General features: G+C 34.2%; 12 protein-coding genes and 2 tRNA genes. 10 read left to right on the top strand and 4 right to left on the bottom strand.

Going from position 1 to position 12,576, the window contains the following annotated elements; genetic code table 11:
• Positions 1 to 112 precede the first annotated feature (112 nt).
• The 4 genes from QZZ48_RS10445 to QZZ48_RS10460 all read right to left on the bottom strand — a co-directional run bounded on the left by QZZ48_RS10445 (position 113) and on the right by QZZ48_RS10460 (position 3,767).
• Positions 113 to 451, bottom strand: a complete 339-nt coding sequence (locus QZZ48_RS10445) for a P-II family nitrogen regulator (RefSeq protein ID WP_294965376.1) — start codon at positions 449 to 451, stop codon at positions 113 to 115.
• A 104-nt stretch (positions 452 to 555) separates the two neighbouring features.
• Positions 556 to 1,812, bottom strand: a complete 1,257-nt coding sequence (locus QZZ48_RS10450) for an ammonium transporter (protein ID WP_294965378.1) — start codon at positions 1,810 to 1,812, stop codon at positions 556 to 558.
• 196 nt (positions 1,813 to 2,008) lie between these two features.
• Positions 2,009 to 2,458, bottom strand: coding sequence for a phosphoribosyltransferase family protein (locus tag QZZ48_RS10455; RefSeq protein ID WP_294965381.1), 450 nt, complete (start codon positions 2,456 to 2,458; stop codon positions 2,009 to 2,011).
• A 7-nt stretch (positions 2,459 to 2,465) separates the two neighbouring features.
• Positions 2,466 to 3,767, bottom strand: a complete 1,302-nt coding sequence (locus tag QZZ48_RS10460; RefSeq protein WP_294965384.1) for an NCS2 family permease — start codon at positions 3,765 to 3,767, stop codon at positions 2,466 to 2,468.
• Between the two features lie 145 nt (positions 3,768 to 3,912).
• Between QZZ48_RS10460 and gyrA the strand changes: the two genes are divergently transcribed.
• From gyrA to QZZ48_RS10510, 10 genes are all read left to right on the top strand, one after another.
• Positions 3,913 to 6,384 (top strand): DNA gyrase subunit A, encoded by a 2,472-nt coding sequence (gene gyrA, locus QZZ48_RS10465; protein WP_294965387.1) that lies wholly within the window; start codon positions 3,913 to 3,915, stop codon positions 6,382 to 6,384.
• Between the two features lie 77 nt (positions 6,385 to 6,461).
• Positions 6,462 to 7,115: an LPP20 family lipoprotein gene (locus QZZ48_RS10470; protein WP_294965389.1), complete on the top strand. Its 654-nt coding sequence runs from the start codon at positions 6,462 to 6,464 to the stop codon at positions 7,113 to 7,115.
• Positions 7,070 to 7,477, top strand: coding sequence for a hypothetical protein (locus QZZ48_RS10475; RefSeq protein WP_294965391.1), 408 nt, complete (start codon positions 7,070 to 7,072; stop codon positions 7,475 to 7,477). The genes QZZ48_RS10470 and QZZ48_RS10475 overlap by 46 nt, the downstream gene beginning before the upstream one ends.
• Positions 7,478 to 7,490: 13 nt before the next feature.
• On the top strand, positions 7,491 to 8,639 hold the full coding sequence (locus QZZ48_RS10480; protein ID WP_294965393.1) for a sigma-54 dependent transcriptional regulator: 1,149 nt from the start codon (positions 7,491 to 7,493) through the stop codon (positions 8,637 to 8,639).
• A 12-nt stretch (positions 8,640 to 8,651) separates the two neighbouring features.
• Entirely contained in the window at positions 8,652 to 9,686 is a 1,035-nt protein-coding gene (locus QZZ48_RS10485; protein ID WP_294965395.1) for an aspartate-semialdehyde dehydrogenase, read from the top strand.
• 2 nt (positions 9,687 to 9,688) lie between these two features.
• Positions 9,689 to 10,204, top strand: a complete 516-nt coding sequence (locus QZZ48_RS10490) for a YqhA family protein (protein WP_294965397.1) — start codon at positions 9,689 to 9,691, stop codon at positions 10,202 to 10,204.
• A gap of 34 nt (positions 10,205 to 10,238) precedes the next feature.
• Complete coding sequence (gene hemE, locus QZZ48_RS10495) at positions 10,239 to 11,279, top strand: uroporphyrinogen decarboxylase (protein WP_294965400.1); 1,041 nt, start codon at positions 10,239 to 10,241, stop codon at positions 11,277 to 11,279.
• A complete protein-coding gene (locus tag QZZ48_RS10500) occupies positions 11,280 to 12,221 on the top strand; it encodes a radical SAM protein (RefSeq protein ID WP_294965404.1) in 942 nt (313 codons plus the stop codon).
• A 48-nt stretch (positions 12,222 to 12,269) separates the two neighbouring features.
• Positions 12,270 to 12,344: transfer RNA gene (locus tag QZZ48_RS10505), tRNA-Asn, on the top strand.
• 31 nt (positions 12,345 to 12,375) lie between these two features.
• A tRNA-Asn gene (locus tag QZZ48_RS10510) sits at positions 12,376 to 12,450 on the top strand.
• The last annotated feature ends 126 nt before the right edge of the window (positions 12,451 to 12,576 follow it).

The raw sequence follows: 12,576 nt of genomic DNA on the forward strand, positions 1-12,576 counted from the left end.
ACTCATATTTAATCCCTATATTTTCTATTTCAATTTTATCATTTTTGAAATAAGAAAACAAATTTTACTGGTTCAGTTTTAGGGGTTCATTATAGTTAGATTAGCTATTTGTTTAAACAGCCTCGTTATCAGTTTCACCTGTACGTATACGAATAATTTGTTCTATTTCACTAACAAAAATTTTACCATCACCAATTTTTCCAGTTCTAGCAGCTTCAACAATAGTACTAGTTACTTGTTCAACACTTTCATCAGTTACTACCATCTCCATTTTTATCTTTGGTAAGAAGTCTACAACATACTCAGCACCACGATAAAGTTCACTATGACCCTTCTGACGACCGTAACCTTTAACTTCACTAACAGTCATACCAGTAATACCGATTTCTGCTAATGCATCTTTAACATCTTCTAGTTTGAATGGTTTGATTACCGCTTCTACTCTTTTCATAATATCTCTCCATATTTAATTTTAGCATCTTAGCTATTTTTACACTTTTAAGCAACTTTAAACTTTTTAAGTTTATTTTACTCCCAGAGGGAGTTTATTTAACATTAAATGTTAATAGCCTTTTCACCGTGAACAGTTTCGTCAAGACCACGACTTTCAGTCTCTTCATCAACTCTACCACCACCTGTAATTGCTGAAGCTACATAAAACACAATCGCAGTAACAATACCACTATATACTATTGTTAAACCAATAGCACTAAACTGAGCTACTAATTGTGAACCCATATTATAGTTCTCAGGCATTGCATAATCAGCTATAAAGATTGCAGTTGCAATTGAACCCCAGATACCAACAAGACCGTGAATCCAAAATGCGTCTAAAGAGTCATCAACTTTAAACATAGACTTAAGTTTAGCAACACCATAGAAACCAAAAGCACCACCAACAAGACCGATAATGATTGCACCTTCTACACCAGCAGAACCAGAAGCAGGAGTAATAGCTACTAGACCAGCAACAGCACCTGAAGCACCACCAACTAAAGTAGCTTTTTTGTATACTAACCACTCAACAGCTATCCAACCGATAACACCAAGAGAAGCAGCAACATTTGTAACTAAGAATGCAGAAGCAGCAGTACCATCAGCAGCAACTTCAGAACCAGCATTAAAACCGAACCAACCAAACCATAGTAAAGCAGCACCAAGTACAACTAAGACTGGAGAAAAAGGTTTGATTGCAACTTTACCGTAATCTTTTCTTTTACCTAAAATCATAGCAACGACAAAACCAGCAACACCAGCATTTAAGTGAACAACAGTACCACCAGCAAAATCCATCTCACCAAAATTCAATGTAGTCGAATTACCACTCCATGCCCAATGTGTAATAGGAGCGTATACTACAACTATCCACAATGCTGCAAATATCATAAATGTAGAAAATTTAACTCTTTCAATCATTGAACCACTAGCAATTGCAACAGCGATTGCAGCGAAAGTTCCTTGAAATGCAACAAATAAAAGTTCAGGGATAGTACCACTTAATGAGTCTGAAGTAATTCCAGATAATAGAACCTTACCAGTACCTATTAAGTCACCATCACCAAATGCCACTGAGTAACCAATTAGAACCCATACCAAAGTACCAACTGAGTAAGCACCTAAACTCATACCTATAGTATTTAGTACATTCTTAGAACGAGTAAGACCGCCGTAAAAAAGTGCTAAACCCGCAGGTGTCATTAACATTACAAATGCCGTAGCAACTAACATCCAAGCAGTGTCTCCACTATTTAATGTATCTTCTGCGAATACCAGTGTCGGTAACGCTAATAGAGCAAGAAAGTATCTCTTCATCATTTATCCTTATATTTTATCTGTCAAAAGTATACATCTAAAGTATAGTTCATTAATCAAATTAGTGATTAATTTTTAATCAATATATAAATAGGTAAAAATAAATGTTAATATTATAGTTTTTGGTATTAAAAGTAAAAATGAGGGTAGCTGTTATAAAAAGAATAACAGCTAATTAAAGAAGGTAAAGCTTAGTTTATAACTTAATATCTTTTTCCCAGAAGAATTCTATCCACTGAGTTGCTTCTTTAACTGCAAAGTCTGGTTGAATTAATGCTGTTTTTTTATAAAAGATTGTTGCAAGCTTAAATTCTACATGAGGGAACTTCTCTTTTAATAGTTTAAATATTTCAACCATAGTCTCACCACTGTCAACAATATCATCTAAGATTAGAACCTTAGATGCTTTTGACAAATCTGGGATATTGAAGATATCAAATGTTTCAAGCTTTTGTGTGCCTTCATAATGAATAGAGTTCAAAGAATAAACTTTTCTTGTATTTAACGCCTCTCCCATAAAATGACTAAGAGTTAAACCACCTCTAGCTGCACCTAATAACACATCTGCGTTAAAATCTTTACTTAAGTGTATTAACTTCGTAGTATCTTGAACAAACTCTTCATAAGAGTAATAATATTTTTCCATTTTTTTCCTAACCTTGTAAAATAAATACTAATAAACTAATAGCAGTAATAGAAAGAACTCCAATATTTAAATCAGCAAACTCTTTTTTAGCTAATTTAATTAAAGTGTATATGATGAAACCGGCTGCGATTCCTGTTGTAATTGAATATGTCAAAGGCATAAGTAAAACAATAAAGAATGTACTTGCACTTGTTGCAAAATCCATCTTTTTTTGGTTAATTTTACCAAGTTCTGTAAACATCAATACTCCAACAACTACAAGTACGGGATAGATAGCATTTGCTGGTATTGATTTAAACAGTGGTAGCATAAAAAGAGTAGTAACAAAAAACATTGCTGTAAACACAGCTGTAAGTCCTGTTCTTCCACCTGCTTCTACACCACTAGCACTTTCTATAAAACTTGTAGTTGTAGAAACACCAAGTAAGCTTCCACCAACAGTTGCTATAGCATCTGCTTCTAGAGTTTTTTGTAAACTTTTATCATCTTTATTATTGTCATCTTGAAATAAGTTTGCACGAGCCCCTACTCCAGTTAATGTACCTAAAGTATCAAACATATCTGTAACTAAAAATGTTATTACTACAGGAAGCAGACTTAAAGAAAGTGCACTTACAATATCAAGTTTCATAAATATAGGTTCTATAGATGCAGGCGCACTTATTAGAGCTGTTGGAACTTCACCTATTCCAAGAATCCAACCTAAGATAGAAGTTATACCTATTGAAAATATAAATGCACCTTTCATCTTATATGCATAAAACATAAAAGAAAGAACAAGCCCTACTACTCCGAGTAAAACATTTGCATCTGAGAAATCTCCAAGTTTTACTAAAGTAGCTTCACTTCCAACTATCATTCCCATTTGTTTTAAACCAATAAATGCTATAAATGTACCGATACCAGCACTAATCGCTCTTCTTAGGTTTATAGGAATAGAAGTCATTATCCATACTCTAAAATTTGTAAATGATAAAAAGACAAAAATAATACCTGATAAAAATACAATACCTAGCGCTGTTTCCCAAGGCAATTTCATACCAAGAACAAGTCCATATGAGAAATAAGCGTTAAGCCCCATACCAACACTCATAGCTATTGGAGTATTTGACCAAATACCACTAAACAGAGTTGCAAGAATTGTAATAATTGCGGTTGCTGTAATCACAGCTTCCATCGGTAGTCCAGCATCTGCAAGTATGAAGCCATTTACTGGTACGATATACATCATTGTTAAAAAAGTGGTAAAACCTGCTGTAAACTCAGTCTTAACACTTGTGTTATGTTGCTTTAGTTTAAAATAATCCAAACATTTTCCTTTTACATTGTCTTCTAAATATGAAATATTATCCTAGTTAATAAAATTACAACTTAAAAAAACAATTATTAGAGCAAAACTTAAGGGTTAATAAGATAAACTAAGCCGATTTTATTTTTTAAAACTAGGTGTTTATATGAGCGATTTGCTAAACAACGACGATATACAAACTATTAATATAGAAGAAACTCTTCAAAACAGTTACCTTGATTACTCGATGAGTGTAATCGTAGGTCGTGCCTTACCAGATGTTCGTGATGGTCTTAAACCAGTTCACAGAAGAATTTTATACGCTATGGATAAACTAAACCTATCTCATGGCTCAAAATTCAAAAAATCTGCTCGTATTGTTGGGGATGTTATTGGTCAGTACCATCCACATGGAGATAACTCTGTTTATGATGCTCTAGTTCGTATGGCGCAAGATTTCTCAATGCGTATGCAACTTGTTGATGGTCAAGGAAACTTCGGTTCTGTTGATGGTGACTCTGCAGCGGCAATGAGATATACAGAAGCTCGTATGACAAAATATGCTGGTGAACTTCTAAAAGATTTAGAAAAGAACACAGTAAACATGACAGATAACTACGATGGTACTACTAAAGAACCAGAAGTTATGCCTACTCGTGTTCCAAACTTACTTATAAATGGTTCATCAGGTATTGCTGTTGGTATGGCTACAAATATTCCTCCACACAATCCTAGAGAGATACTAACTGGGCTTAAAGCACTTCTAGCAAATCCAGACATCTCTTTAGTTGAGTTAATGGAGCATATAAAAGCACCTGACTTTCCAACTGGTGGTATTATATTTGGTAAAAAAGGAATCACTGACGCTTATGAGACTGGCCGTGGACGTATCAAGGTTCGTGCAAAAACTCATATAGAACAAAAAGCTAAAAAAGAAGTTATTGTAATTGATGAACTTCCATACCAAGTTAACAAAGCTAGACTTATAGAAAACATTGCAAATCTTGTTAAAGATAAGATGATTGATGGTGTTTCAGAGATTCGTGATGAATCTGACCGTGATGGTATGAGAGTTGTTATTGAGCTAAAAAGAGATGCAATGAGCGAAATCGTTCTTAACAATCTTTTCAAGCAAACAAGCATGCAAACTACATTTGGTATTATCATGCTTTCTATACTAAATCAAGAACCAAGAATCTTTGGTATTATCACTATATTAAAGCATTTTATAAATCACCGTAAAACTATTATCATTCGTCGTACTATCTTTGACCTTGAAAAAGCAAAAGCTAGAGCACACATCTTAGAGGGGCTTAAAAAAGCTCTTGATATTATTGATGAGATCATTAAAGTTATAAAAGCAAGTACAAATATTGAAGATGCAAGAGAAAACCTTGTTGCTAAGTTTGACTTCTCACAGATTCAAGCACAAAGCATTGTTGATATGCGTCTTGGTAAACTTACTGGTTTAGAGCGTGAGAAAATCGAGAATGAATTACGTGAGTTAATGACACTTATAGAGTACTTAGAATCAATCCTAAAAAGCGAAGAAGTTCTACACGGAATTATTAATGAAGAATTTAATGAAGTTCTAGAAACTTATGGTTCTAACGAAAGAAGAACTGAAATCGAAGATGACTATGATGATATAGATATAGAAGATCTTATTCCTAATGAGCCAATGGTAGTTACTATTACTCATAGAGGTTATATCAAAAGAGTTCCTCTAGCATCTTATGAAAAACAAAAACGTGGTGGTAAAGGTAAAACTGCAGTTACTACTTACGAAGATGACTTTATAGAAAACTTCTTTACTTGTAATACTCACGATACTCTACTATTTGTAACTGACCGTGGTCAACTACACTGGTTAAAAGTTTATCGTATACCTGAAGGAAGTAGAGTTGCTAAAGGTAAGGCTGTTGTTAACCTTATTAACCTTGTAGCAGAAGAGAAAATCTGTTCAGTAATACCTACAACTGACTTTAGTGAAGACAAAGGTCTTGTATTCTTTACTCAACGTGGTGTTGTTAAACGTACAAATCTAAGTGAATTTTCAAACATTAGAAGTAATGGTGTTAGAGCAATCGTTCTTGATGATGAAGATACTCTAATCACAGCTCATATTGCTGATCAAACTATCAAATATCTGTTTATTATGACTAGATTAGCTCAGTGTATTAAATTTGACATTGAAAAAACTCGTGAGCAAGGTCGTAGCACACGTGGTGTTAGAGGTATCAAGTTTAAACATGAAGATGATGAAGTAATCGACGCTAATATCATTGCAAATGACGAACAAGAGATTTTAGTTATCGCTGAAAAAGGTATCGGAAAACGCACAGATGCTGGAGAATACAGATTAACTAATCGTGGCGGTTCTGGTGTTATAGCTATGAAGATGAGCAATAAAACTGGTAAACATGTTGTAGGTTGTCTAATGGTAGATGAGACTATGGATATGATGGCTCTTACTAAAGCTGGTAAAATGATTAGAGTAGATATGCAAACTATCTCAAAATCAAGCAGAAATACTTCTGGTGTATATATTGTAAAAGGTGATGATGTTGCTAGCGTTTCTCGTTGTCCTAAACAACCAGAAGAAGAAGATGAGGAAATCATTCCTTCAATAATATAAAAGTGGCATAGTTCTTGCTAGTTGTATTTTAATAAATTAAAGGCACATCCTCTGTGTCTTACAACAAGGGACTAACCATGAAATACTCTCTACTTTTAGTAGTACTACTAAGCGCTTCTTCTTTAATAGCACAAGTTTCTCAAGCACCTCAAACAATCGGAAGTTTTGATAAAATTGATTCATTAGAGAATCAAGTATCAGATATTGATTCACAAATGGGTACGTTAGAAGGAAAAGTTTCTTCTGTAGATGACAAGATTAATACTGTAGATAGAAAAGTAAGTTCTATTGAACAACAAATTTCTGGTGTTGATACGAAAATGTCTTCAGTTGAAAATAAACTTTCTTCTATGAATTCTAACATGACTGTTATGAAGAATATGAATGATATAGTTGCACCTGAAAAAGAAGCAGTTTTAAGTAAAACTACAAATCTTCGTATCAATGTAATTGGTCAAGGTGTAGCACCAATGAATACAGCTTCTCCTGCTCAAGCTTACGCACTTGCAAAAAGAGCTGCTACTGCTGATGCTTATAGACTAATTGCAGAAAAAGTTATGGGTGTTCGTATCGAAGGTCAAGATACAATTAAGAATATGATGGTTAAAAGATCAACTGTTCATACTTCAGTAAAAGCTATGGTTAGAAATGCTGATATTATTGAAACAACTTTTAAAGAGGGTTTATGCGAAGTAGAAATGGAAATTATTCTTTTACACGCACAGTTCTAATATTTCTTCTGAGCTCTTTAGCACTAGATGCTAAAGAGTATCTTATCTCTTACCGCTATGTGGTAAAAGATGCCACTCTCTATAACGAATCCCTTTCAGTCTCTTCATCTATGACAAAATGTGTAGGAAAACCTACAAAATCATTAAATTTAATTAGTTATGGAGACGATGATTTAAAACAAAGTATACTAAAAAACCCAGAATTATTTGTTGATTATGTTCATAAACTTGGTCTTCAAATAGAGAGTAAAGATATCACAAAAAACTTTGTAAATAGCTCAACTACAATCCTTACATTAAAGACAACGTGCTTCAAAGTCGATTTTAATGAAAATTTGGTTAGTATTGCACCTTTAAATTAAGGATATTTCAGTAGTGAAAATTGCAATAGTTGAAGACGATATTAACATGAGAAAATCTCTTGAAATCGCTATGAGTGATTACAAAGAATTTGAAATCATAACATTCAAAAATGCGGTAGATGCTCTTAAAAAGCTAGACAGCACTTTTGACCTTATTATTACAGATATTAATATGCCCAAGATGGACGGTATAGAGTTTGTAAAAGAGTTAAATGGCAAGTATGAAGTTATTATCATGACTGGTAATGCTACTCTTACTCGTGCTATTGAGTCTATTCAGCTTGGTGTTAAGGATTTTTTACTCAAACCTTTTGATGTAGACACTCTTGTGTCTGCTATTAAGAGAGAAGACCAGATTCAAAAGATACAAAAGTCAGTTCCTAAAACAAAAACTAAAGCAAATGCAAGTGGATTTTTAGGAAGCTCAAAAGTATTACAAAGTGTAATAAATATTGCGGACAAAGCGTGTAGAACAGATGCAAGTATTCTTCTCCTTGGTCAAAGTGGTGTAGGTAAAGAAGTATTTGCTTCTTACATTCACAAGAACTCGCCAAGAGCAAAGAAGCCTTTTATAGCAATCAATATGGCGGCTATTCCTGAAAACCTTATAGAGAGTGAACTCTTTGGGTTTGAAAAAGGTGCATTTACAGATGCAGCAGAAGCTAAAGCAGGACAGTTTGAACTTGCAAACGGCGGAACACTATTTCTTGATGAGATAGGTGAGATGCCCTATGGTGTTCAAGCAAAACTTCTTCGTGCTCTTCAAGAGAAAGAAGTAAGACGTCTTGGTTCATCTAAATGTATTAAAATAGATATACGTGTAGTATCAGCAACAAATGCAAACTTAACAGACAAAATAAAAAACGGAGAGTTTAGAGAAGATTTATACTATCGTTTAAATACTATACCTCTTACTATCCCGCCTTTAAAAGATAGAAAAGATGAGATACTTCAGATTGCAGATGCAATGACGGAGATAAATTGCAAAAAATACGGTTTTGATTTAAAAACCTTTAGTACACAAGCACAAGAACAACTCTTGGCATACAATTGGCCAGGAAATATTAGAGAACTTATCTCAGTTGTTGAGAGAGCAGTTATCCTTAGCGAAGGTCAAGAGATAACAGCAGATGAACTTTTTTTACAAAATAAAATACAATAAATAGGAGAAAAAATGTCTAGAAAATATAATGTAGCAGTAGTTGGAGCAAATGGAGCGGTTGGTGAAGAAATTTTAACAATTTTACAAGAAATAGATTTCCCAATTAATAAATTAGTACCACTTGCAAGTGAAAGAAGTGCCGGTTCAAAGATAGATTTTAATGGTAAAGAAGTAGTTATCAAAGAATTAACTTCTACTGTTTTTAAAGAAGAAGAAGTTGAAATAGCACTTTTCTCTGCTGGTGGAAGTGTTACTGCTAAGTATGCTCCTGATGCTGTAAAAGCAGGTGCTGTTGTTATTGACAATACTTCTCACTTTAGAATGGATGCAAATGTTCCTCTAGTTGTACCTGAAGTTAACCCTGAAGATATTTCTAAGTGGAAAGATACTGGTATCATCGCTAACCCTAACTGTTCAACTATTCAAATGGTTCAAGTTTTAAAGCCTCTTGATGAAGCATATGATTTACTAAGAGTAGATGCAAGTACATACCAAGCTACATCTGGTGGTGGAAAAGTTGCTATGGAAGAGTTAGTATCTCAGATGCAAGACTTCTTCGCATTTAAATTAGGTGATGCTGAGCATAAAGCTTTCCCTCATCAAATTGCTTTAAATGTTATCCCTCAAATTGATGTATTCATGGAAAATGGTTACACAAAAGAAGAGATGAAAATGATAAACGAAACTACTAAGATTATGCATAAAGAGATTCCTCTTAGTGCAACTTGTGTTCGTGTTCCTACTCTTCGTGGTCATGCAGAGTCTTTAACTTTAACTTTTGATTGTGAGGTAGATGCAGCTGAAGTAAGAAAAGTTCTTGAAAAAGCTCCAAACATAGTAATCGTTGATGATCCTTCTGACAGCCTTTACCCAATGCCTGCAACTTGTGTAGATATGAATGAAACTTTTGTTGGTCGTATCAGAAATGATAATTATGCTAAAAATATGATTCACATGTTTATCGTTGCAGATAATCTAAGAGTTGGTGCTGCTACAAATGCTGTACGTATCGCTCAAAAATGGGTAGAAATGGAAGGAGAAAAGTAAGAATGGAGAAAATATTCGAAGGAACTTTATGGAGCTCTAGATTTATGATTATCCTTGCGGTAGTCTTTGGTCTTATTGGTGCTGTGGTTCTTTTCATAGTTGCATCTTTTGACATATATGATACGGCTAAATTTGTTCTAAATACTTACATAAATCACGCCCACCCAGAAAACTTTCATGAAGATGTGGTTGGTGGAATTATTGGTGCAGTAGACTTGTACCTTATAGGTGTGGTTATGCTTCTTTTTTCTTTTGGTCTTTATGAGCTATTTATCTCAGATATAGATGCAGCTAAAGATGAAAGTGGTGAAGAAAACAAGATACTAGCTATCCATTCTCTTGATCAATTAAAAGACAAAATCTCAAAAGTAATTGTTATGGTACTTGTTGTTGGATTTTTTCAAAAAGTTGGTCATACACAATATAATGGCGCACTAGATATGCTATACTTCGCGCTATCTATAACTGCTGTAGCAGTTGGACTTTTCTTTTTAGGAAAAGTCGGAAAAAGTCATTAATTATAATTAAAAATAAATATATAGAAGGTATTAGATGAGTAAAATATTTGTAGATGCATGTTTTGGCAAAAAGACACCGTACACTCCAGTTTGGATGATGAGACAAGCTGGTCGTTATCTTCCAGAGTATATGGCTGTTCGTGCTGAGGCAGGCAATTTTTTAAACCTTTGTCATGATCCTAAAAAAGCTTGTGAAGTTACACTTCAACCACTTGATATCGTTGGTGTAGATGCTGCTATTTTATTTAGTGACATCTTAGTTATACCAGATGAAATGGGAATGGACTTAGAGTTCATTAAAGGTTTTGGACCAAAGTTCAACGATCCAATAAAGCTAGAGGCTGACGTTGATAGACTTCTTGGTGGTGAGGAAGCTGCATCTAAACTTACTTATGTTTATGAAACTATTGAACTAATAAAAGCTGAGCTAAACAAAAGAGGCGGTGAAACTGCACTTATCGGTTTTACAGGTGCTCCATGGACACTTGCAACTTACATGATCGAGGGAGAAAGTACAAAAACTTACAACTTATGTAAAAAAATGATGTACTCAAACCCTGCTCTTCTTCATAAAATACTTGCAAAAGTAACTCAGGTTGTAAAACTATACATGGAAAAGCAAATCCAAGCTGGTATAGATGTTGTTCAAATTTTTGACTCATGGGCTGCTGCTATTGAACCTGCAAATTATGATGAATTTTCATGGAAATATATGGTAGAAATTGCTGATTATTTAAAAGGCAAATATCCTCATATTCCAATTATCATGTTCCCTAAAGGAGTACCTGCATTTTTAGATAAAGTGTATGGAGACTTTGATGTATTTGGTGTTGATTGGTCAACTCCAATGGAACTTGTAAAAGAAAAGCTTGGTGACAAGTATGTTCTTCAAGGAAATATGGAACCATGTCGTCTTTACTCTAAAGAAGAAACAACAAAAAGCGTAGAAGATATCCAAAAAGTTATGGGTTCTGAGCGTCACATATTTAACTTAGGTCACGGTATCCTTCCAGATGTACCAGTTGAGAATGCTATACACTTTGTAAAAGAGTGTCAAAGAGTTAGTAAAGTATAAATGAAAACTATTTTCGGTCCTATAAACTCAAGAAGATTTGGTTCTTCTTTGGGTGTTGACCTCTCCCCTGCCCTCAAACAATGTAACTTTGACTGTCTTTACTGTGAACTAGCTCCTACTCCAACTGTAGTTGCACAAACAAATACAGTAACAGTAAAACAAATAATCAATGATTTAAAAAAACACCTAAGTGAAAAAATAGATGTTATAACACTTACTGCTAATGGTGAGCCAACTCTATATCCACACCTAAGTGAACTCATAGATGCTATAGATGCTATAAAAAACAAAACTGAGACTCTTATACTTACTAATAGTGCTACTCTTGTTGATGAGAATGTATTTAACACTCTTTTAAAACTTGATCAAGTGAAACTATCTTTAGATGCTATAAGTGATGATATCTTTAAAAAGATAGACAGACCTCATAAAAGCATCAAGGTAGATGAAGTAGTAAAGAAAGTCCAAGAGTTTAGCAGAGTCTACAAGGGTAAGTTATTTATGGAAATACTCTTTGTTCATGGTCTAAATGATACTAAAGAAGAGATAGCTAAACTTAACTCTGCTCTTTTAGAGATAAATGCAACAAGAATAGACCTAGGAACGATAGATAGACCTCCAGCTTATCCTGTGGTGGGAATCAGTTATAAAGAGCTTTATGAGGCCTCATTGATGTTTGAGAGCTCTTTACCGATACACATTGCATCTAGAGTTCATGCAGAACCAAATAATTCTGAGTATAGTGAAGAAGATATACTAAACACACTAGATAAAAGACCACTAACAATGGACGATATAAACCTACTTTTTGATGAAACTAGTAAAAATAGACTTGAAACTCTCTTAAAAGAAGATAAAGTTCTAAAAAAAACAGTAGGAAACCTCGAATTTCTGCTACCAGACACCAATATAAAAAGAAAATTCAAAAAGAGTCTCAAATAGCTTGACTTTTGCTCTCCTCTAAAGTATAATTTCGGCTCAAATAAATAATCCGGATTAGCTCAGCGGTAGAGTAGGGCACTGTTAATGCCTTGGTCGCTGGTTCGAATCCAGCATCCGGAGCCATTATTTTTTGAAACTCAATTTTTACAAACCTTCCGGATTAGCTCAGCGGTAGAGTAGGGCACTGTTAATGCCTTGGTCGCTGGTTCGAATCCAGCATCCGGAGCCATACACTTCTTAAAGAATCAAAAATCATTTTATACCGCCAATTCCAACAACAAGTGCAATTTCCACCTAAATTAGCTAGCTAATCTTTTACTCATTTCACTGAAAAACACTTCATACGGAGTTTTGT

It is taken from the genome of Sulfurimonas sp. (assembly GCF_016744025.1).
GTDB lineage: Bacteria > Campylobacterota > Campylobacteria > Campylobacterales > Sulfurimonadaceae > Sulfurimonas.